The organism is Paenibacillus sp. Lou8.1, assembly GCF_024213565.1.
GTDB classification, from domain to species: domain Bacteria; phylum Bacillota; class Bacilli; order Paenibacillales; family Paenibacillaceae; genus Paenibacillus; species Paenibacillus polymyxa_B.
The window spans coordinates 272,879-294,543 of record NZ_JANAVN010000004.1 but is presented as its reverse complement, the minus strand read 5'-3'; the positions used below and the strand labels follow the sequence as shown (position 1 = coordinate 294,543).

The 21,665-nt window shown below is 40.2% G+C and carries 20 protein-coding genes and 1 tRNA gene; 15 read left to right on the top strand and 6 right to left on the bottom strand.

Annotated elements, in window-relative coordinates:
- The first annotated feature begins 29 nt into the window (after positions 1–29).
- The gene (locus NLX78_RS07680) at positions 30–263 is read left to right on the top strand and encodes a hypothetical protein (protein ID WP_254350119.1); all 234 of its coding nucleotides are present in this window, start codon (positions 30–32) and stop codon (positions 261–263) included.
- Between the two features lie 22 nt (positions 264–285).
- Here NLX78_RS07680 and NLX78_RS07675 read toward each other — a convergent pair whose 3' ends face one another.
- Entirely contained in the window at positions 286–1,551 is a 1,266-nt protein-coding gene (locus NLX78_RS07675) for a Kelch repeat-containing protein (protein WP_254350046.1), read from the bottom strand.
- A gap of 234 nt (positions 1,552–1,785) precedes the next feature.
- On the opposite strand from NLX78_RS07675, the gene NLX78_RS07670 reads away from it, so the two are divergent.
- Positions 1,786–2,214, top strand: a complete 429-nt coding sequence (locus tag NLX78_RS07670) for a NucA/NucB deoxyribonuclease domain-containing protein (RefSeq protein ID WP_302057302.1) — start codon at positions 1,786–1,788, stop codon at positions 2,212–2,214.
- Positions 2,215–2,387: 173 nt separating this feature from the next.
- A complete protein-coding gene (locus NLX78_RS07665) occupies positions 2,388–3,668 on the top strand; it encodes a Kelch repeat-containing protein (RefSeq protein WP_254350045.1) in 1,281 nt (426 codons plus the stop codon).
- Between the two features lie 81 nt (positions 3,669–3,749).
- On the opposite strand, the gene NLX78_RS07660 is transcribed toward NLX78_RS07665, so the two are convergent.
- Complete coding sequence (locus tag NLX78_RS07660) at positions 3,750–4,304, bottom strand: hypothetical protein (protein WP_254350044.1); 555 nt, start codon at positions 4,302–4,304, stop codon at positions 3,750–3,752.
- A gap of 301 nt (positions 4,305–4,605) precedes the next feature.
- On the opposite strand from NLX78_RS07660, the gene NLX78_RS07655 reads away from it, so the two are divergent.
- The 4 genes from NLX78_RS07655 to NLX78_RS07640 all read left to right on the top strand — a co-directional run bounded on the left by NLX78_RS07655 (position 4,606) and on the right by NLX78_RS07640 (position 8,143).
- Positions 4,606–5,007 carry a hypothetical protein gene (locus NLX78_RS07655; protein ID WP_254350043.1) on the top strand — a complete coding sequence of 134 codons (402 nt, stop codon included), beginning with the start codon at positions 4,606–4,608 and terminating at the stop codon, positions 5,005–5,007.
- 170 nt (positions 5,008–5,177) lie between these two features.
- Positions 5,178–6,260: a thermonuclease family protein gene (locus NLX78_RS07650; RefSeq protein ID WP_254350042.1), complete on the top strand. Its 1,083-nt coding sequence runs from the start codon at positions 5,178–5,180 to the stop codon at positions 6,258–6,260.
- 32 nt (positions 6,261–6,292) lie between these two features.
- Positions 6,293–7,906 carry a hypothetical protein gene (locus NLX78_RS07645; protein WP_254350041.1) on the top strand — a complete coding sequence of 538 codons (1,614 nt, stop codon included), beginning with the start codon at positions 6,293–6,295 and terminating at the stop codon, positions 7,904–7,906.
- Positions 7,907–8,074: 168 nt separating this feature from the next.
- A tRNA-Met gene (locus NLX78_RS07640) sits at positions 8,075–8,143 on the top strand.
- Positions 8,144–8,406: 263 nt separating this feature from the next.
- Here NLX78_RS07640 and NLX78_RS07635 read toward each other — a convergent pair.
- A complete protein-coding gene (locus tag NLX78_RS07635; protein WP_254350040.1) occupies positions 8,407–9,210 on the bottom strand; it encodes a DUF4352 domain-containing protein in 804 nt (267 codons plus the stop codon).
- Positions 9,211–9,290: 80 nt separating this feature from the next.
- Between NLX78_RS07635 and NLX78_RS26700 the strand changes: the two genes are divergently transcribed.
- Positions 9,291–9,533 carry a LysE family transporter gene (locus NLX78_RS26700; RefSeq protein ID WP_367987882.1) on the top strand — a complete coding sequence of 81 codons (243 nt, stop codon included), beginning with the start codon at positions 9,291–9,293 and terminating at the stop codon, positions 9,531–9,533.
- Between the two features lie 88 nt (positions 9,534–9,621).
- Here NLX78_RS26700 and NLX78_RS26480 read toward each other — a convergent pair whose 3' ends face one another.
- Positions 9,622–9,750: a hypothetical protein gene (locus NLX78_RS26480; protein ID WP_257785365.1), complete on the bottom strand. Its 129-nt coding sequence runs from the start codon at positions 9,748–9,750 to the stop codon at positions 9,622–9,624.
- A gap of 284 nt (positions 9,751–10,034) precedes the next feature.
- Positions 10,035–11,531: a GDSL-type esterase/lipase family protein gene (locus NLX78_RS07625; protein WP_254350039.1), complete on the bottom strand. Its 1,497-nt coding sequence runs from the start codon at positions 11,529–11,531 to the stop codon at positions 10,035–10,037.
- A gap of 168 nt (positions 11,532–11,699) precedes the next feature.
- Between NLX78_RS07625 and NLX78_RS07620 the strand changes: the two genes are divergently transcribed.
- Complete coding sequence (locus NLX78_RS07620) at positions 11,700–13,961, top strand: helix-turn-helix domain-containing protein (RefSeq protein ID WP_254350038.1); 2,262 nt, start codon at positions 11,700–11,702, stop codon at positions 13,959–13,961.
- Here NLX78_RS07620 and NLX78_RS07615 read toward each other — a convergent pair.
- Positions 13,958–14,857 (bottom strand): carbohydrate ABC transporter permease, encoded by a 900-nt coding sequence (locus NLX78_RS07615; RefSeq protein WP_013311057.1) that lies wholly within the window; start codon positions 14,855–14,857, stop codon positions 13,958–13,960. The genes NLX78_RS07620 and NLX78_RS07615 overlap by 4 nt on opposite strands.
- 268 nt (positions 14,858–15,125) lie before the next feature.
- Here NLX78_RS07615 and NLX78_RS07610 point away from each other — a divergent pair, with 268 nt between their 5' ends.
- The 6 genes from NLX78_RS07610 (at position 15,126) to NLX78_RS07585 (ending at position 21,662) form a co-directional block, all read left to right on the top strand.
- A complete protein-coding gene (locus NLX78_RS07610; RefSeq protein WP_023989418.1) occupies positions 15,126–16,085 on the top strand; it encodes an ABC transporter permease in 960 nt (319 codons plus the stop codon).
- 21 nt (positions 16,086–16,106) lie between these two features.
- Positions 16,107–16,730 (top strand): YesL family protein, encoded by a 624-nt coding sequence (locus NLX78_RS07605; protein WP_013311055.1) that lies wholly within the window; start codon positions 16,107–16,109, stop codon positions 16,728–16,730.
- Positions 16,731–16,758: 28 nt separating this feature from the next.
- Positions 16,759–18,279, top strand: coding sequence for an extracellular solute-binding protein (locus NLX78_RS07600; protein WP_028540499.1), 1,521 nt, complete (start codon positions 16,759–16,761; stop codon positions 18,277–18,279).
- A 131-nt stretch (positions 18,280–18,410) separates the two neighbouring features.
- Positions 18,411–19,772 (top strand): glycoside hydrolase family 28 protein, encoded by a 1,362-nt coding sequence (locus NLX78_RS07595; RefSeq protein ID WP_254350037.1) that lies wholly within the window; start codon positions 18,411–18,413, stop codon positions 19,770–19,772.
- A gap of 23 nt (positions 19,773–19,795) precedes the next feature.
- Positions 19,796–20,680, top strand: coding sequence for a dienelactone hydrolase family protein (locus tag NLX78_RS07590; protein ID WP_250268815.1), 885 nt, complete (start codon positions 19,796–19,798; stop codon positions 20,678–20,680).
- 25 nt (positions 20,681–20,705) lie between these two features.
- Positions 20,706–21,662 (top strand): pectinesterase family protein, encoded by a 957-nt coding sequence (locus NLX78_RS07585; RefSeq protein ID WP_254350036.1) that lies wholly within the window; start codon positions 20,706–20,708, stop codon positions 21,660–21,662.
- Positions 21,663–21,665: the final 3 nt, after the last annotated feature.

Below are 21,665 nucleotides of genomic sequence, written 5' to 3'. Positions count from 1 at the left end.
CAGCGAATACCTATCCTGAGGTGATCAGCATGAATCATACATATAAAGTGTTGAAGTCGGATATAGAACTGTTTGCAGCTGCATTAAGCCAGGTAAGAGTATATGTGGTCCAGCTGTTAGGTGAGGATTTGATAGATATCGTGGACTACGGCGGAATAGTGGAGAAGATTACACCGGAGTCGATTAAGATTAACGGATCTTATTTCTTCCGTAATCAGTTTGAATTTAGAGTAGATGTGAAGAAGGACTCCACTGGTATGTAACCAGTATGAAGTCCTTTGTTGTTTATTTAGTTGAATACTCGCTTACCTCAAACGTGAGTATTTTGTTGAATATTACATAGTAATTGCGACTGCTAAAAGGACCTATGTTATTCTTATGTTTATTGATTGCATAAGATGCCGTACCTGAACCCGCTTGTTTAGCCTCATACCAGGCAATAAAATCATTAACTTCTTTCATGCTCAGGTCAAACTCTTTATCAAGGCCAGTATCCATCGTCACAACCAAGATTGCACGTTCGCCTGTAGGAGTTGTTGGCTCAATTGGATTTGGTTCTGTTGGTGTGACAGGCTCTTGTGGTTCTGGGTCTGCGAGAGTGTAACTTTCAACCGTGTCCAAAATCCTCCCATTACTTGTTCCGCCTATAATATAAAGCTTCCCATTTACAAAGGCTCCACTACTTTGACCTCTGTTAGATGTTAATTTGGTTATCAGCCTGCTTTTGTTTGTTATTGGATTATAGACTTCTACACGTGATACCATCGCCCCTTCGCCTAGCCCCCCCATTATATAAACTTCTCCATTATAAACGGCTGTGGCAGAAACATTTGAAGCTGTGAGAAGGTTATTCTTTTTTGTCCAAGTATCCGTATCTACGTTATATTCATAGATCGAATTAGAAATTTCACTAGTGAAATACTTACTTCCACCGAATGCATATATTTTTCCGTTTAAAGCTACGGCACTCATTGCATTCAATGCAACAGGGAAGTTTTTCAACTTTACCCAGGTATCCGTGGATATATTATATTTTTCAACTGTAGGTACAATATCGCTATTATTTGCTCCGTCAATTACATATATATTATTATCCATAAGGACTGAAGCTGCCCAAGAACGAGCTTCTAACATATTGGCTGCTGTAGTCCATGTATTAGTTTTTGTATCGTAAATTTCGACCTTGTTCGTTCTCAGCGAATTAGGACCGTAGTATCCACCGATTACATAAATCTTGTCACCTACAGCAACTGCAGAAGCAGCTGATCTAATAGTAGGCATATCTGCTTTTCTACTCCAAGTGTCCGTTTGTGAGTTGTAACCGAATGTTGTGTTTTTCTTTTCTCCTGTTACCGCCTGATCCCCCTGTGCCGAACCGCCGAAGATGTAGATAACCCCGTTTACTTCAGCGGAAGCTGCTCCAGCACGCGCTTCTGTTAGACTACTTCTAGTCTCCCATTCAGTATTTTCCGCTGCAGAAGCTAAGGAAGTCTGAAAAACAAAGCCGAATACTAAACTAAAAATTACTAATAAATAAGTTTTTCTTTTCATTCAATTGTCCTCCAGAATTTTTTATCTAATGTCCTGACTTTACAAAATATATTTAGTAAAGTCTAAACATTTATGTCTATATATTCAAAATAAAGTTTAATAGTGGATTTTAATTTTTACTCTCTAGTAGATCATAACTAAAAGATCTTTTTTTGTTTTGTGACAACATATGCGATACTTCGACATGTCTCTCAATATAGTATTGAGAAGATTTAAATACTATGGAGGTGTCGTATGATAAAAGGAATCGTAAGAGGATTAATTGTTTTTTTACTAGCTGCTATTTTCTCGGTACAAGGTGTTTATGCTGAACCGACAGCAATCAACCAACATACAGCAGCTGGGTATACGTTGGAGTTCCCAAGTTCACGCTACCCTGAAACCGGGGCGCATATTAGAGATGCAATAGCAGCTGGACATTCTGCTGTATGTACGATTGACCGTGATGGAGCAGAAGAAAACAGAAGGGAGTCGCTCAAAGGCTATCCGACTAAAAAAGGATATGATCGCGACGAGTGGCCGATGGCAATGTGCGCTGAAGGTGGGGTAGGTGCTGATATTCGTTACATAACCCCTAGTGATAACCGGAGAGCAGGATCATGGGTAAGTCATCAGTTAGATAAGTATGCTGATGGTACAAAGGTAAGATTCATAGTGAAATAAAGACAAGGACTCAACTAGTGTAGAAGCTGGTATGAGTCCTTTTTAATGTCCAATAAAAAATAAAAATGCAAATATTTAGATTATATTTATAGATCAGCAAGTTTATGTTTAGACAGACTTTTAAGAATGATTTATCTTCGTAATAGTTCAATATATTGCTAGGAGGAGATCGAGTGATAAGTAAAATTAAAGCATTATGGAGTATTTTAATTGTAGTGATAGTGTTCATGAATATGCCAGCTATTGAGGTAAAAGCAGAAGCTGTAAGCGATGAATGGTCGATTAAAACGACTATAGAAAATCCTAGGGCGGTAAGTGCTGTTTCTGAATTGAATGGTAAGATATATATGTTCGGAGGTTCTTCAGGATCAAACCCTTATAAGGATGTACAAATTTATGATCCAAAAAATAATATATGGGCTTCAGGAAGTAACATGCCTACGGCTCGTGCTGCGGCAACTTCCGTTGTTTATGGAAATGATATTTATGTTATCGGTGGCTATACAGGTAATGCTTTTAGCTGGACAGGAGGCTCCTCAGTAAATAATGTTGAAGTTTACAATACCCAGACAGATACATGGAGCGTTAAAAAAGCTATGCCACAGGCTTTAGGTTCGTTGACAAGTGTCTTATATAAGGGAAAGATTTATGTGTTTGGTGGGATGACAACAAATACACTTTCAGTTGCTACTGTCCAAGTATACGATCCAGCTTCCGACAGCTGGTCAACAAAGAAACCTATGCCGAATACAATTCATGGTTCCTCTGCAGTTTTACATACGGACAAAATCTATCTTGTAGCAGGTAGACATATTGATAATAGTTCAAATGTTTCACTAAATACATTTCTTGAATATGATCCTGACAGCGATAATTGGTCAACCAAACCCAATCTTTTAACAGCACGTGGAGGGGCTCAGGCTGTCATCTATTCCAATAAAATTTTTGCTATTGCTGGGAAAACTGAAGCAGGTGGACGTAGTTATGAACTTAGTACAGTAGAATCCTTTGATTTTGGACAGAATAAATGGTCTCCTGAGGCTAGTTTAAAGCAAGCCAGAAGCGGGGCAGGGGCTATAACATTAGGTGGACAGATTTACGTTATCGGAGGAAGTCAGAGTACATTGTCTAATTCTCCGGTTAATACTATAGAAATATTCGGAAAGATTGACAGTTCCACACCAACTCCCGAACCAACCGATCCATCTCAACCACCTGGGGACCGTGCAATCCTTGTAGTCACTATGACAACCGGATTGGAAAAAGAATTCGACCTAAGCATGAAAGAGGTTAAAGATTTTATCTCATGGTACGAAGGTAAGCAGGCCGGATCAGGATCAGCTTCATACGCTATTAATAAGCACGATAACAATAAAGGTCCATTCAGCAGCCGTAAGGATTACATGCTATATGATCGTATCCTTACGTTTGAAGTAAGTGAATACTCTAAATAAAATAAAATAAAATAAAATACCCTGCTTATAGTGGCAGGGTATTTTTGGTGTTTAATTAAAATGACTGGCCGTTGATATAACTCAAGGTAATTGTCCATTGCCTCTATACTTACCATATTTAGCATCCCATTTGTATGTTGCAAGTGCTAAATCCCATCCACCTACAACTGGGCGGTAATTCTTCCAAAATTCTAATATCTCACCATCTGATTCTATACGAACTTCTAAATCCCCCATAATAGACAGTTTTTGTTTCAATGTTCCATCTTCCAGTTTGTAGATATACAATTTTGTATTTGATGGGGCATAATTATAAGTTACAGCTACGTGTTTTTCGTTTTTAGCAGGTGAAAATATTTGAATATTAGGTTCTTCAAAAGACTCATCCGAATATATTTCATCTTGTATAAATACTATTATACCTTTTGAATTTATTAGATAAAATTTTCCTGATTTCGTTAGAATAAAACTTTCTGTTTTCTTATCAGAATTGATATCTTCTGTTTTAATTAAAGCGATTTTTTCATTAGGGTACCTTTGGTTAAACTGGGCTTTGGGATCGGAAGAAGCAAAAGCCCAGTTTGAAGATAATAGAAATAAGGTAATGAATATTAACTGGAAAATAGCGATTCTCATAGTAATCTCCTCAATTTTAGATTGTTAGCTGATCAGATTCTTTTTTGAAAGAAAATTATGTTTTATAGTAGTCTATCAGACCTAGGAAGATTTCTCTATGAATATTTACAGAATAGACCAGATGAATTATACTTTCGAAAGTATCGATGATATCCTGCTGGTAAAAGTCAGTCAGGTGTTTTTTTATGCGTATGTATCAGTATTAACATATATATTTAAAAGTTTTAACCTTAATTTAAAGTTAAATCTCACTTATATCATAATGATAAATTGTTCGTTACATACCTAAGGGGGATGAGTATTGAGTATACGAAAAGAAGTTGCACAGGGAATTAAAGACTATAAAACTGGAGGTTTAGCAGAAGGGTTTGTTCTAGCTGAAATTTTGGTTTTGTGTGTAGTCGTTGGTAGATGGGCTGATAGAACTTGGTGGCCAGACGGAGAATGGTGGATTGGAGCTTGGGTCTTTGTCGTTTGTCTACTTCTTCTTTTTGTACCTATAACTTGTTTAATTATGATGATAGTGTTTACTTTAGGTTGTGGTGTAGCGGGTTGGGTGATAGGTGACTATTTATTCAATAATTTGGGTGCATCTGTGGTGATTTCAATCATTTCTGCAGTTATTGGACTAAGTATGAATGTGTCAGGCTGTCCCAAATACGCTTCAAAACGTTTAGTTAAAGAGCTTGGTGATAAACTTTAAATTATGAAATTTTCAGTTACAATAAAAGATCTTCAGAAAAATCTAAAACCGTACGTAATAAATATTTCTGTAAGCCCTGGGACAATCTCAGGGTTTTTGTCATATATACGTAGAATTTGGAAAATCGACGTGGTATATTTATCCTACAACTAAATACCCAAGGAGGAACTATGAGTAGGGGAAGCAATAAAAACATTGGTACAGCAAAGATACTAGGTTTTTTATTTATCATCATGATAGTCTTGGCGATCATACAGTATTTTGGGTTACTTATTATTGCAGGTGGTCTAGGGTATTGGGGCTATAAAAGATACCAGATTGGAAAGGCAGCTAATCAAAAGAGTAAATCGGCTACAGTGTTATTTTCATTAGCCGGTATTTTTTTCGTCTTCTTTCTTATCAATATCACTGTACATAAAGACGAAACGAAGGTCGCCGCTCCTACAGTAGCTCCAGTTGAACAGACTGTAAAGACTGAGCAGAAAGCAGAGCCGGTCTCGGCCAATGCTGCTCAAACTTCACCTGTTGTTACTACTGCTGATCCTGCTAAGGGAACTAATCCAAAAAATCGTCTTCCTATTACACTGATTGAGGGTACGGATGGCGACACATTCAAAGCTTTGGTGAAAGGCAAGGAGGAAAAGATTCGTCTTCTGCTGGTTGATACACCAGAGAGCGTGAAGCAGGGAACGCCAGTTCAACCGTTTGCCAAAGAAGCATCTGACTTCACATTAAAACAATTGAAAAAAGGCAATTTGGAGTTGGAACTGGACATCTCTGAGCGTGATAAATATGGTCGCTTACTCGGCTATGTATGGGTTGGTGACAAGATGCTGAATGAGCAGCTTTTGGAGCAAGGTTACGCCAGAGTAGCGTACGTCTATCAACCTAACGTAAAGTACGTCGACCAGTTTGAAGCGATCCAAACGACAGCGAGAAAGGCTGGAGTAGGAATCTGGAGTCTTGAGAACTATGCTCAGGAAGATGGATTCCATGAGCAAGTGGCGAAAAAACCCACAGCTACAGTTAATAGTGAGCATAAGCACAACAGCTCATCGTCACATGATAAACCGTCTGCACCAAAAAAAGAAGTTGTTATGTCTGCCCCTGAGCCAACAGAGTCAACAGAGTATGTCTTCTATAAAAATTGCTCTGAAGCGAAAGTCGATGGAGCTGCTCCGCTTTATGAGGGGGAACCTGGGTACAGATTAAAATTAGATAGGGATCATGATGGAGTAGCTTGTGAGAGGTAGAGTTAATCAAAAACTAAAATTAAGGTGATCTTATGTCAGGAAATTTTTCAGCTATGAGTTCTTATATCAAAACATGTCTTACGTATTCAGAAATATTTCAAAAGAAAGCTTCTGAAATGGAGATAAAATCAGATATCAGGTGTATTAATTTAGACGAAGCTTTATCAATCCTTTCACAATTCAGTGTATTAGACGACGTGTCGAGAAAAGAATTAAAAAGTATATTGAAAAGATTTGTAGGTGAACAAGAGTTTATAGAAAACATGGAACCGTTTGATGTTAACAATCTAATGTATGCAATGAAATGGTTTATTGCTTACGGAACTAGGAATCCACAATATAGCTTCCAAAATGATTTTAATGTATCGTTCAATGTTTTTATGACTGTATTAAAGATATCAGATTATATGGTGGACAAAATTGATGATTATGAAGATGTAGAAGATGCTGTTCTTAAGAGTTCGTTATTTGTAAGAAATACACAAATGGATCGTGCCTTATTGCACCAACATATGATGTTTGAAGAAATAGCAAGATCAGCAGAACGGTTTAAACCACAAGATTACATCAATATTCATGAAGTTTTCGAAAACAAATATGGTTATACTATTTCTGAATATATTTCAGTGATTTTTTCATTGAGTGCCTCATCTATAAAAGGTAGGAAATTCGAAGAAATAATTCAAAAAGTAGATTGGGGGATTGATCCTGAGCTTTTTTTTGAAAATATCAGTATAAAAGAAACGGCTTTGGCCATTTACAATGATTTGTGTATTGACCCATTGAATCTAAAGGAGTGGGCAAGAGCAACGATAGATAATCCTTATGATTTTGAGCCATTATTAATAACTCCTATTTTTAAATCCCAAAGTGTTTCTTTTCCAAGTTCACCTGGCAACATGAATTCTGTTATTTTTGATGGATTATTCTTTAAGATAAGAAACTGTTTTGGAGCAAAAGATGAATCTTTTTTCAGATTTTATGGTCGCATTTTCGAAATTTATATTTCTGATTTGTTAAAAGATGCTGTGAAAGAAGCAAAAATAAAATCTTACAAATTTATTGATGAATTTTCTTATGGAAAAAAGCAAGGTGAATTATCTTCTGATGCTTACATCTTGCTAGGAAAATCATTATTAGTTATTGAGTGTAAAAGTGGTAGAATTAGAACACAAACTAAACTAGAAGCTGATAAAAAAACAACATTAGAGGATTTTCAAAAGTATGTAATGAAACCAATACAACAAGCAAATAAAACATATTCAGAGATATTGAAGCAAGATCCCCAAAAATTTAATGGAGCCAATAAGGTCTTTATTTTCTCTGTTTCTAATCATTCATTTCCAAGGTTACCGAAATATCATCGTCGGCTTGAAGATAAAAAGTGGCTGGAAGATTTGCATCCGAACGTTAAGTATATTGATTACTTAGGGATTAACGATATTGAGGTAATTGCTTATACCTTGAAGAAGCTTGATAAAACAATATTTAGCTTTATTAAGACAAAAAAAAATAATACTGATTATATTCCATATCCTAATTATTTCCATACGAAATATGGAGAGATAAAAAGATTGGAAAGCCATGATGAAAAATTAAAAGAAGTTTTTCAAAAAATTAAAGAGACTTTAAAGTTCAAAAAATAATAATTTTTTTATCTTAAAATAATCAGTTTATTTAAATCAATGTGAGAAATAAGTATAAATGCTAACGTATTTGCTAACGAACTTATTAAAATCTAGTGATATAACAAATGTAAGGAATCTTGTGATTAATGGTTTTACGAGCATACAATATCTAAGTATAACGTTTTAATTAGCTCAGTTGGTTAGAGCGGTCGGCTCATAACCGATTGGTCGGGGGTTCGAGTCCCTCAGGGCCCATTTCCTCAAAAACCCTTGCGTAGCAAGGGTTTTTTTGTTGTTTATAGAGGGTGAGAAAATGGAGGGGAATAGCCCCTTTATTAGGGAGCGATTATAATTTGCAGCGAACCTTCTCTTTCTTCACTTTTTCTAAATGTGATTTAATTTTTTTAATCTTTCATTGCCATGAAGAATGCCCCCTTAGAATATATTAAGCTACCCAGTGGGGATCAATATCTATTCTAGGGGATGCAATCTATACGCTAGGAGAAGCTCCCAAAAGACTATTTTTTTGAGATTTTAAACTTGAACGGATTATATTCAATGGAAAAATCCTCCGCAGACCCCTTTGCAATTAAGGTTAAGCCCGTAGAAGAGTCAACTTTTGAGAATGTCAGAATTCCTTCTGTCTTCATACCAGGTAATATTTCAGACTGTAACGCAGGATAAGTATAACTTACACTATCAGTCGTTGGTTCGTATTGTTTGTTTCCTTGAACCAATTTAGTATAAAAGTCATAATAATTTATCGTGTTTTTAGATTTGTTTTCGATTGCCATATAAATCCGTGTTTCCTCTTCAGCAAACTCGACTTTTTGAAGAGTCATGATATAGCCCTTTTGTTTTATTGACTTATTTACTTCTATAGTGCTCAATGTAGGATCAATAAACATAGATTTTTCTATTTTATTTGCCGAGATGGCAGGAGCTGAGGTGTAGGTGCCGTAGGTCGTTCTATAGCGATATTTATCAATGACAGTACCGGTTACGTGGATAAAATCATTCTCTTTTGCATTAGAGAAGCTGGAAAAACTATTGCCGTAGACAAAAGTGTTTTTTTCATTATTTTTCGGATCAGCATTTACTTGAACATAAATCCCATCTCTATCCTCCTTAGGACCATTAGTGATTTGTCCATAAAAATCAATAGAGCGGTCTTCAAACTGATCAGCATTGACGTACATTTGTTCAAATTCTTCTTTAGATAATAATGAATGATCTTTACTTGATGATACTCCACATGCTGTTAATCCCATTATAAAAATAATAAAAGCACACAAAAGAGAGAAAAAAGCTTTATTTTTCATGAACCCAATATCCTCCAGCATAAAAATATAGTAGCAATAGTCTATCAGAACTAGATCTATTTTTCTATAAATATTTACAAATAACTAATTTTTCTCACGTTTTTACCGAAATTTATTATGCCTGGCTACAATCAAGCCTTCATTTTTTACTTTGTGCAGCTGTTTCCATTGTTTGGTTTGCCACAATCGTATTATTGTTGAGTTATGTAAGGAAATGGTTAATGTCTCCGAGAGTACAAAATGTTATTGATAAAGCTACGGGCCTCGTTTTAATTGGATTCGGTTTAAACATGATCTTTAGAGTTCAAAGAACAGGACATTGAATAGCTATGAGAATGGGGTGACATCAGCCCGTCCATAAAAGTAGCACTGCCCCAATAAACGGACAGTGCTACTTTTACCGTTTTTATCTTAAGATACCTTAACAGTGTATACCATTCTCAATTTACCGTTACCGCCGTAAATCTCAACTCTTGCATTCGTTGCAGTAGTGGTGGTTACCACCCCGGAAGCGGAGACGGTGACATTTCCGCTCGCCACTTTATAAGTATCCCCTGGGTAATTTGACAACGCATAGGAATAATTACGTGGCAACGTAGCCGTTCTGTAGTATACTCCGTTAACTTCTACGACAGGCGTAATTACCGGAGAAGGGCCTACAGATGCGGACGCGCTAGGGACGATAATACTCCCAATAAGTCTTTACTGTACTTTTGAACTATTCTCCTAGCTGTATAGTCTTTGATCCACACGGAATAAAAAACGGACGTCAGAGTGATTAGCTCCAAGTCCGTTTTGTGTTTGTATCTATTTAGTTCTTGATATCAGTTGACAAGTTGATGTGCAAGCTTCTCATCGCTGTCTAGATTCCTTTCTACGATACGCTGTTTTAATGCAGACAGTTCCGCACACTGTCGAATGGCTTCCGCTACAAGCTGGGCCACCTGTTTGGCTCCTTCGTCAGAAAAATGGGTATTATCCGTTACACCAGCGGGGTAATTAGGATGTGCTTTTTCAGGCAAATGCATAAATAGCTGCTGTGACTCTTTTTCACCCATTGAACGATAAAGCTGCTGAGAAGCTTCAAAAATATCGAGCAGGGGTGTCTTGGTTTCCGCGGCTACTTTTCTCATGGCAGCAGGATAGGCTCCTACAGCCAACAGATCAGGTTCACCGTCTGCGGTGAATCGTCGGCGGCTTACAGAGGTCAATAAGACTGGAATTCCACCACGCTCCCGAGCGGACTGAATGTATTGAATTAAGTTTTGACGATACTCTCCATCAGGATCGGTGTAGCGAGTGGGGTCTTCTTTTTTCTCATCGTTGTGTCCAAATTGAATAAACAGATAGTCTCCAGCTTGAATATCTTTTTCAATATCAGCTAATCGGCCTTCTGCTATAAAAGATTTGGTGCTTCGCCCATTGACAGAACGATTGTCCACATGAACAGACGGTGCCAAATAGCTTTGCAAGTGTTCACCCCAGCCTGTCATCGGTTTTTCGGTAGCCCCTTTTTGAGCTGCAGTGGAGTCCCCGGCGATAAACAGTCGAGTTGTCATCTGTTGCCTTGCCTGAGCATATCCATGTTTTTGAAGCCAAGTTTCCGCCAGATCAAGCCATTGACGGCATTCGTGGTTGTCCTCTGACAGTCCCAATCCGTGTCGCCCTTCCTCAAATACATGCAGTTCAAACGGAATATGTTCTCTGGATAATGAAAAAGCGAACAACAGACTATTTTCTACTGGTACAGCGCCATCATTAGCTGTAGTCCACATCAAAGTTGGAGGTGTCTGTGAAGTTACTTGCTGATCGGATGAAAAGGCTTGAAGCTGCTCCGGCGTCGGCTGTTCACCTAAAAAATGTGTACGGCTTCCGATATGTGTATAAGGCTCATGAAATGAAATTACAGGGTATCCCAACAACAGAAGATCTGGCTTTACTGTCCCTATAGTGGAGACAATGGAGGCCAAGTGACCGCCTGCAGAAAAACCGATGAGCCCCACTTGATCAGGAATGACTAGCCAGTCATGCCGTGTTTGGCGAATCCATTGCAGAGCATGTTCTACATCCTCCAACAAGGAAGTAATCTCGAAATCGCCGACTTGATACTCCAGCACACCCGCATGAATACCTAGATCATTCAACCACCGAGCTATAGGCTCTCCTTCATGTGAGGCCAAATGCTCGTAGCCACCGCCAGGTAATACCAATATAAAAGGACGAGCTTCACGAACTGCTACGGGATAGAGGGAGAGAAAAGAAGTGTCTGACGGAAATTTTTCTTTTATAATCGGTTGTTTAGGACTAACCACATGTAACATAAGTAACTCCTCCAAATTTCTTTTTAACTGCCGCAAACCAAACAAAATCGACTTAAATTGGAATGATACGGATGTAAAAAATAATGCACACGTGAAAAAAATGATTTAAACCTTGTTATGAAAGCGCTATAATTTTGTTGTGATGCAAAGAGCCAGAGGGGGAGCGCAATGAAAAAAGGAAGAATGTTCTACACTATTTTTATTACGATTCTGGTTTTGGGAGTAGGATTGGTGGCCAGTTTTGGCAGCTACATCTATTTTACAACAATTAGCTCCGTTGTGGAGAGAGTTTCCAATACCAAGCAAAGCTACATGGCACAGATCAGAAATAGCCTGGAGCAGAAAATCCAAACGATTGAATATGCTTTTAATACGTATAGCACGACCAGTTCCTTTAATGATGTTGTGAAAAATCCCATTACAGAAAAAGATTTTATAGCGTATCGGAATGTGAATACTCAGCTCAATTATATTGCTACGATGGGATTAGAAGGAACGGAATATTCACTAATCAGTCTGGATCAGAATTGGAGAATCTCCAATGGTAGCCTGTCCTATTTGACGAAAACGGAACGAGAAAAGCTGATTAGTACCTATATCGACCACCAAGAGAAGGGGCTATTCTGGGTTAAAACAGATAAAGGAATTCGTTTTGTGAATACCTTGCCTGTATTCTCTAAGAAGAAGCAAGCCATTGCTTTGTCGGATATTTCGCTGCAAACGTTAAATCATACGATTCAAATCGAGGATCATATGGCTGTTTTTATTTTGAATAAACAAGGCGATTTAATGTATGAAACCCAGCCTGCTGAACAATTATTGTCCACCCAGCAGCTTCAGCACATTTCAGAAGCTACAGTGAAGCCGAACAACACAGGTATGTTAACTTTGGAGAAAACGGATCAGCAGCCTGCACGACAAGTCATTTACGCCAAATCTGCCTATAACAATTGGACTTACTTAACGGTATTGGATAAGAAAGAAATTGCGGATGCCTTTCAAACGACCAAATTTGGAATCATCATGATGGGACTTGTATTAACGCTCTTAATGGTGGTAGTGGCGTACTTCATTGCCATTTACTTTACAAAGCCATTTCAGCAAATAAAACGAAGCTTGCCTAAAAATCCTAATTTCGCTTTCAAAAATGAACCTTCTAAAAATGAAATTGAATGGATTATTAATTCCATCGACAACATTGTAACCGAGAAGGAAAGCTTGGAAAGTCTCATTCAGTCCGAAATGCCACAGTTGGAAACCCAATTGATTCTCAACCTGTTCCGCAAACGTATTTCTGCAGAGGAATTGGCACGAAAAATGCCACGCCTGGGTTATCCGCAGATCGAGAATCAAATGTATATTACCTTGTTAGTCCAACTGGATAATCTGGGAGATCGAGAGCCCTCGGATAAAGACGTTTTGCTGCTGGCTATTAACAAAATCGTAGAAGAAACGATTCCAGAGCAGCAGCGAATGCTTCCCATCATTTTGAACGATAACACTCAGGCCACCATATTAATTTTGACAGGTAAGAGCGAACAGGAAATGAGAAAGCAAGTCCTAGATGATGCGACCCTTTTAGTTCGAAACGTAAAAGAGTATTTGAATGTATCCATCAGCATCGGCATTAGTACGGTGTATGATAACTTATTAGAAAGTAAAGAAGCCTGTGAGATGAGCAAGCAAGCTTTGCATCACCGTTTAAATTTAGGCAAAGAGTCGATTATTTTTTATGAAGATATTTCCATGGTCATTTCAGGTCCGGTGCTGCTTCATTATCCTACGGAATTGGAATCAAAACTGTTTGATGCCATCCGAATAGGGGACGAAGAGCAGGTATATCATACCGTGCACTCTTTATTAGAGGAAATGATGATAAAAAATAATCATTCCATGAACTTTGAAGTGCTGTTGGTACGATTTGTGAATAACCTCATCCAATTGGAGCAACTATTAGGGATTGAAGTGCTGCTGACGCAAGACAATCATGCCTTGTATCATCGTTTGCTGGACATCCGTAACCCGGAAGAGATAGAACGTATGCTGATCGAGCAAGTTATTTTCCCCATGGTAAAAAGCATGAAGGAGAAGACCAACCAGCAATTCCGATGTCTCTCGGAAAAAATTGCTGCTATTATCCGTGCTGAATATGACCAGGAATTATCATTAGAACTCATTGGAGACCGACTTCATTACAATCCGAATTATTTAAGCAGTATTTTCAAAAAAGAATACGGAACGACGTTTAGTGAATATCTGATGGGCTACCGGCTACAAATGGGCAAGAAATGGCTCGTTGAGACAGATATGACGATTAAAGAAATCGCCGAGCGACTGCAATATCATAATTCGCAAAACTTTATCCGCTCTTTTCGGAAAAAGGAACAGGTTACACCGGGAGCTTACCGAAAGATGAAGCAAGCCAATTAGCCTTTTACCGCTCCTAATAAAGCTCCTTTGACAAAGTGCTTTTGTACGAATGGATATACGATTAACATCGGAACGGTCGCAATGACAATGACTGCCATCTTAATGGTCTGCGCAGGCGGGATGACATCTACAGCAGTTCCTTCTGCCTGCATACCACTGGAAACGATTACAATTTGTCGTAGCAAGACTTGAATCGGCCATTTGGCAGAATCATTGATATAGAGAATGGCGTGCATATACGTATTCCAGTAGGCAACAGCGTAGAATAGAGAGATGGTTGCAATAGAAGGCAGGGCTAACGGCAACATAATTTTAAAGAAGATACCAAAATCGTTGCACCCGTCCATCTTGGCTGATTCCTCCAGATCATCTGGCAGCGCCTGAAAAAAGTTACGCATGATAATCAGGTTAAACGCATTAATGGCCACGGGAAGAATCAAGGACCAATACGAGTTGATAAGCCCCATGCTTTTTACAACCAGGAATGTTGGAATCATCCCCCCACTAAACAGCATAGAAAACACGACAATGAAGTTAATCGTATTGCGGCCTAGTAGATATCTTCGGGATAATCCATAAGCCATAAAAGCAGTAAATATCATACTTACAACTGTACCGACGATCGTTACTCCGACCGAAACCCCGAGACCTCTAAAAATGGTGGGAGTCGACAGAATATAGCGGTAGGCATCCAAGGAAAAAGTAACTGGGAATAAAATGAACTTCTTGGCTATCACTTCTTCGGTTGAGGCAAAAGAGCTGGCAATGATATTCAAAAAAGGTAAGAGACAAGTGAGGGCAATGAGAATCAATAGTGTACTGTTTACAATGTTGAAAATACGGCTGCCCAGCGATTCCTTTTTTCGTAATTTTTGTTTTCGTAATGGCTGTGTCAATGTGGTTGACCTCCTCGTAATCGTTTACATGTCAACTTTATCAAGAGGAAAGAATTCCGTATATAATCAAATCTTGAGGTGTTCTCTAATCATGGAAATAAGCGGATGCTCATTAGGTTGTGTAGTAATCATTAGCTAAGGTGATAAGGTTGAAAAGTAGGTGCACACCCAGTTTTGTAAACGCTATCATTTGATGATTATATGCGGAATGCCGAAAATCGCATACTCTTGAAAACGTATACAGGAACGTTTGAAGGAGGTCGAACTAATGAAAGTTTCAAGTGTCCCCGCACCAAACATGAAAATGAAAAAGAACAAAAGAACGACGGAAAGCCTTTTACGAATGCAGAAACACAAGTTGCTCTATTTAATGGTTTTACCCGGACTGGTGTACTTCATTATTTTTAAGTATTTTCCTATGGGAGGATTGGTGATTGCATTTCAGGATTATCAAGCTTTTCAGGGAATCACGGGCAGTCCATGGGTAGGAATGAAGCATTTTATTCGTTTGTTTACCGAGCCTACGTTTTTTATGCTGCTTCGCAATACGCTGGTTTTGTTCGCATTGAACATTGTAATCTTTTTTCCATTGCCCATCATTTTGGCACTCATGCTGAACGAGGTTAGGAAGATGTTTTTTAAGAACATTATTCAAACCATCATCTACATCCCGCACTTTATGTCATGGGTTATCATTGTTTCGATTTCTTATGTATTCCTAACCGTAGACGGTGGGGTGCTGAATGAAATGATTGCCGCGCTAGGCGGTGAGAAGATCAGCTTCTTAACTTCTCCCCAATGGCTGCGAACCGTCTACATCGGGCAAGTGATTTGGAAGGAACTCGGCTGGTCTACCATCATTTATTTATCTGCGATTACAGTGGTAGATACGCAATTGTATGAGGCAGCAGAGATGGACGGAGCTGGACGCCTGAGAAAGACATGGCACGTTACCTTGCCTGCGATCCGCCCAGTCATTATTACATTGTTAATTTTGAAAATCGGTAGCACGTTGGATTTGGGCTTTGAGCATATGTATCTGTTATTGAACTCATTAAATCGCGAGGTTGCCGAAATCTTTGACACCTACATTTATACTGCGGGTTTAAAGAATGGACAATTAAGTTTCAGTACGACGGTAGGACTTTTTAAAGGTGTGGTAGGTTTAATCCTGATTATGGGCTCCAATCGACTGGCCAAGAAATTTGGTGAAGACGGCGTTTACTAATGACGACGGGAAGGATGCAAAATGGTACGGTTTGTAGAAAACATGAACAAATGGTGCATGCGCCTGCTGCGCCTGGTCTACCTTAATTTGCTTTGGACGGTAGCGACGATTCTGGGCTTGGGTTTTATAGGCGTCGGACCTGCAACCGTTGCTATGCTTAGTATTTTAAGGCAGTGGATTCGGGGCAATGAGGAAGTCGCCATTTTCTCGACGTTTGTACGTTACTTTAGAGAAAGCTTTAAAGAAGCAGCAATCATTGGCGGGCTTTACAGCCTTGTGGGTTACGTGCTCTACGTGGATATAGTCAACGTCTCGTCCTGGTATGTTCGTGTGGTGACGCTTATTGGAGCCTTTTTGTATCTCATCTCTTTGGCCTACATTTTCCCGCTACTGGCTCACTATGATTGGAAAGGTATCAGACTGAAGGTCAAAATGTCGATAGTGATTGGATTTTCGTATTTACAATATACGCTTGTTCTTTTTGTAGCCATTGTCGTGCTTTTTGCATTGATTCTAGGCTTGTACCCAGGAATTCTAACTTTTGCCGGAGCAAGTATTATGGGTTATCTCGTGATGTGGATGACGCATCAGGTGTTCAGCAAAATAGAGCGAGAGGTTCTGGTGAAAGAGGAAGATATGGCATAAATATATAAACAGAAGAGGAGCAAACACAATGAAAAAGGGAATCACGACGAAAAAGGGAGTATCAGGCCTTCTTGCTGTACTAATGGTCATGAGTGTTTTTTTAGCTGCTTGCGGTGACAAGGGAGCTGAGGATCAAAGCGGCCAAACCTATGATCCGAAGTCCAAACTGGAATTTACCTGGTTAAACGTATTGCATACCGCTTCTCCGCCTACAGAAACGATCAAAAGCAAAATTGAAGAATACACCAATTCTAAAATCACGTTCAATTGGGTGCCTGACGCTTCCAAAGAAGAGAGAATCACTACTGCGCTTGCATCCGGCGAATTGGCCGATATGGTGACGCTGACGATGATGACAAATTCTTCAGTACGAAGCTCTTTGAAATCAGGGCTATTCTGGGATGTAGGAAAGTATTTGGATGATTATGAAAATTTGAAGAAGATCCCGCCTGAAGTTCGGGAAGCCGCATCCATTGAAGGGGTACTGTATGGCGTTCCGTTCCAGAAGAATCTGGCTCGGGCGGGTCTGGTCATTCGTCAGGATTGGCTGGATCGCTTAGGACTGAAGGTGCCGACGACACTGGATGAGTTGTATGAAGTTGCGAGAGCGTTTACAGAAGATGATCCGGATGGAAATGGAAAAAATGATACGACTGGGTTTGTTGACAGATCGGATCTACGCTACAGCAGCTTCAAAACTTTAAGTTCCTACTTTGGCACACCTAATGGCTGGAAAGTAGATGAAAGCGGAAAGTTTACGCCAGAATTTGATACTCCTCAATATTTGGAGACCTTAAAGTATTCCAATAAATTATACAAAAATGGATATCTCTCTAAAGACTTTGCTGTAACCGCTAAAACGGATCAGCAGCAACAATTTGCACAAGGTAAAGCAGGTATTTATACGGGCATGATCGATATCTCTAACCTCAGAACCTTGTCCCAAGGCCTACAAAAGGGACTGAAGCTGGTACCGGTTAACAAGATTTCGAATGGAGATGGAAAATACCACGTATGGTCTGAAGGAAGCGGGGTAGGAGGTTTGCTGGCATTTCCAAAATCCGAAGTGAAAACGGAAGCTGAGTTGAAGAGACTGCTGCAATTTGTAGATGATTTAATTGACAAAGATGTATATATGTATATGACCGGCGGTATTGAAGGCACTCATTATAAAATCGAAAAAGATGGAGCCTTCAAAATTACGAATACAGATTTGTGGCAAGCAGATGTTCAGCCGTTTTCAAGCTCCAGACCAAGTGAAGTGACCTATAACTTAAAAGATGCCAATCCAGAAAAGGAACTGGCTAATGAATTAGTCCGTGAAAATAATGAATTTGCTGTTCTGGACCCGACCGTGCCACTGGATTCAGTCACTGCTAATGAGCAAGGAACAGAACTGGAGAAAATCATTACCGACGCCTCCTTCAAATTTATTATGGGTGAGCTTGACGAAGCCGGGTTTAAAGCAGCCGTAGAAAACTGGAAAAACTCCGGTGGATCACGGATTACTGCTGAGTACGAGGAAGCGTATAAGAAAACGAAAAAATAAAAGCTGAGCATGGCTGTTGCCCCCAGACTCCTTGAATGATTTCTTGGATATTGAAACCCGGGGGCAGCTTATGCTTTCCCAATACAAAATGGATCTAACATCCACAAAATATAAAGACAGGAGAGAACGAAATGCAATTGTATAACATTGTAGATTATGGAGCAGTTCAGGATGGTACGACGTTGGCTACGGAAGCGATTGCGGCTGCCATTGAAGCGGCCAGCAATGCTGGAGGAGGAACCGTTTATGTTCCGTCAGGGACGTATCTGACAGGAGCTATCTTTCTGAAAAGTAACATTGAGCTGCATGTAAGCCCTGGCGCAACTCTGTCCTTCAGTACGGAACTGGCTGATTACCCTGTAGTAGAATCCAGATGGGAAGGCGTTCAGCGGGAAGTGCATGCGTCATGCATTTATGGACAGAACCTTGAGAATATATCAGTTACAGGTAGCGGAACGCTGGAGGGAAATGGTCAACCCTGGTGGGAAAAGCACCGGAATCATCCAGAGGAATTACAGTATCCGAGACCCAAATTAATCAGCTTTGACCGTTGTCAGCGGGTTACCATTAAAGATGTTATGTTAAAAAATTCCCCCAGTTGGACGGTAAACCCCATCGCTTGCTATAACGTTACGATTGATAATTTGTCCATTCTTAACCCCGCGGACTCCCCCAATACGGATGGCATTAATCCTGAATCCTGTTCCAATGTTCGTATTAGCAACTGCAATATAGATGTGGGCGATGATTGTATTGCCATCAAAGCAGGAACCGAAGATACACAAGAGCGAATTCCATGTGAAAATATTACGATTACCAACTGTACGATGGTGCATGGACATGGCGCAGTCGTACTGGGAAGCGAAATGAGTGGTGATATCCGTAATGTTACGATCAGTAATTGCGTGTTCAAGCAAACGGATCGGGGGATACGTCTGAAATCCAGACGAGGACGTGGCGGAACCATCGAGGATATTCGCGTCAGCAACATTGTGATGGAAGATGTAATTTGTCCATTTATTCTGAACCTTTATTATTTCTGCGGCCCTCGGGGCAAAGACAAATATGTGTGGGATAAAAATCCCTATCCGGTTACCAATGAAACCCCGTGCTTTAGACGAATCCATTTTTCCGATATTACGGCACGACAGGTTCATGCGGCTGCTGGATTCTTATACGGACTTGCAGAGCAATATATTGCTGAAATTACATTTTCCAATATTGATATTTCTATGGCTAAAAATGCAATTCCCGGTCGTCCGGCGATGATGACAGGGATTGAAGATATGAACAACCGTGGTTTTTATCTAGGTAATGTGAAGGATATTCGTTTTCAACATGTGACGATTGAGAATTATGAAGGTCCTGCCTTTTACATTGAAAATGGAGAAGACGTTGAAATCAATCGTTGTCATTCGAAGAATACAGTTCAGCCCGAAAAGCTGATAGAACAAGTAACGATACAACCTTCTGAACAAAATAGGATGAATTAGAAGGGCATAAAAGGAGGTACAACGTGGATAAGTTGCAAGCATTGTTGGGCGACCTTCCGGCAGATCGCCCTGTAACGGCAACTCTGCTGAATCAAGAAGAGCGCGAGGGATACCGACTGGAGAGTCTCCTGCTCGACTTGAACGGGATCGAGTCTGTACCCGCTTATGTAGCTACACCCTTACAAGGGAACGGTCCGTTTCCATTGGTCGTTTTTAACCATTCGCATGGAGGCAATTATACGAACGGGCGCAAGGAACTGATCCATAGCAGCTCTTACTTGCAGCAGCCCTCGTTTGCTACTACCCTGACAGACATGGGGTACTGTGTATGCTGCATTGACATGTGGGGTTTCAATGAACGTGGGGGCAAAACCGAGAGCGAGCTGGTAAAGGAAATGCTCTGGCAGGGCCAAGTGCTGTGGGGCATGATGCTGTATGATAACCGTCGCTTGGTGGATTATATGTGCGAGCGTGAAGATATTGATGCTTCCCGTATCGCAACAATCGGTATGTCGATGGGCGGACTCATGGCATGGTGGATGGCTGCGTTAGATGAACGGATACAGGTGACGGTTGATATTTGTGGACAGGTAGATGCCCATACGCTAATCGCCAAAAGGGGGTTGGATCATCATGGTTTCTATTCCTATGTCCCTGGCTTGTTGAAGCATTTTACCACCTTGGATATTCAAAAGCGGATCGTACCTCGTCCACGGATGAGTATAACAGGTCAAAATGATCGGATGTGTCCTATTGAAGGAGTCGAGCATTTGGCAAAAGGTCTGCTGGAAGCTTACCAGGAAGCAGGTCACCCTGAGCATTGGCAGCCTGTGATTGCGGGCGGTGGACATATGGAGACGTTGGAAATGCGAATGGCGTGGCAGTTATTTTTAGCTGAACACCTGTAAATCAAATGAAAGGATCGGGGTAACCATGCTAGTTGGAAAAGAATCCTTTTGCGATTTCCATACGATTCAGGAGGCGATTGCTGTATTGGAGCAGTCGGATTCCAACGAAATGGAAACGCTAACTATTTTATCAGGTACTTATGAGGAAGAGGTACGAATTTACCGTTCATATCTTCATATTATAGGCGTCGGACAGGTAGAGATTCGAATGGATCGGTATGCCAAGGAGCGGGATGAAGCGGGTGAGGAAATAGGGACCTTTGCGACACCTACTTTATTTTTAGGTGGTAGCCATCTGATCTTGGAAAATCTCACGATTTCCAACACGGCAGAACAGGGAGAAGCCATTGGGCAGGCCGTTGCGGTATACGCTCATTGTGATGAAACGGTCTTTAGAAACTGTACCTTTAAAGGGCACCAGGATACTTTATTTACAGGCCCTCTACCTCCTGCACCGAAAGAACGACTCCAGTTTGGTGGAATCCATTTGAAGGAGCATCATAGGCACTATCGACAGCTCTACCAGCATTGTTATATAGAGGGGACGGTGGACTTTATTTTTGGTGGGGCTACCGCGTATTTTGAAGATTGCGAGATTCGCAGTTTACGCCATCATGACAACCAAACGAGCTACGTCACAGCCGCCTCTACGCCGCAAGGACAAGCGTATGGTTATGTATTCAACCATTGCTACTTAACCGCAGAAGCTGATATTACCCCGGTTTTTTTGGGGCGTCCGTGGCGGGAGTATGCCAAGACCGTATTTGTCGATTGTAAAATGGGCGATCATATTGACCCACGTGGCTGGGACAATTGGAACAATGTCGCGAACGAGAAAACAGTCTGTTATCAGGAATATAACGGACCCGATGAAGTTGCTACGTTACGTAAGCAGCGTGTTCCGTGGGCAGATTGTTTTGAAACGGGAACAGAAGTATGGAGCAAGGAACAGGTATTTGATGAAGTAACATTTTGGAAGTAAGGA

Coding starts and splice junctions, on each gene's coding strand:
- NLX78_RS07610 (WP_023989418.1), top strand. CDS start 15,126: ATGAAAGTTTCAAGTGTCCCCGCACCAAACATGAAAATGAAAAAGAAC.
- NLX78_RS07660 (WP_254350044.1), bottom strand. CDS start 4,304: ATGAGAATCGCTATTTTCCAGTTAATATTCATTACCTTATTTCTATTA.
- NLX78_RS07625 (WP_254350039.1), bottom strand. CDS start 11,531: ATGTTACATGTGGTTAGTCCTAAACAACCGATTATAAAAGAAAAATTT.
- NLX78_RS07585 (WP_254350036.1), top strand. CDS start 20,706: ATGCTAGTTGGAAAAGAATCCTTTTGCGATTTCCATACGATTCAGGAG.
- NLX78_RS07600 (WP_028540499.1), top strand. CDS start 16,759: ATGAAAAAGGGAATCACGACGAAAAAGGGAGTATCAGGCCTTCTTGCT.
- NLX78_RS07645 (WP_254350041.1), top strand. CDS start 6,293: ATGTCAGGAAATTTTTCAGCTATGAGTTCTTATATCAAAACATGTCTT.
- NLX78_RS07635 (WP_254350040.1), bottom strand. CDS start 9,210: ATGAAAAATAAAGCTTTTTTCTCTCTTTTGTGTGCTTTTATTATTTTT.
- NLX78_RS07680 (WP_254350119.1), top strand. CDS start 30: ATGAATCATACATATAAAGTGTTGAAGTCGGATATAGAACTGTTTGCA.
- NLX78_RS07670 (WP_302057302.1), top strand. CDS start 1,786: ATGATAAAAGGAATCGTAAGAGGATTAATTGTTTTTTTACTAGCTGCT.
- NLX78_RS07650 (WP_254350042.1), top strand. CDS start 5,178: ATGAGTAGGGGAAGCAATAAAAACATTGGTACAGCAAAGATACTAGGT.
- NLX78_RS07675 (WP_254350046.1), bottom strand. CDS start 1,551: ATGAAAAGAAAAACTTATTTATTAGTAATTTTTAGTTTAGTATTCGGC.
- NLX78_RS07620 (WP_254350038.1), top strand. CDS start 11,700: ATGAAAAAAGGAAGAATGTTCTACACTATTTTTATTACGATTCTGGTT.
- NLX78_RS07605 (WP_013311055.1), top strand. CDS start 16,107: ATGGTACGGTTTGTAGAAAACATGAACAAATGGTGCATGCGCCTGCTG.
- NLX78_RS07595 (WP_254350037.1), top strand. CDS start 18,411: ATGCAATTGTATAACATTGTAGATTATGGAGCAGTTCAGGATGGTACG.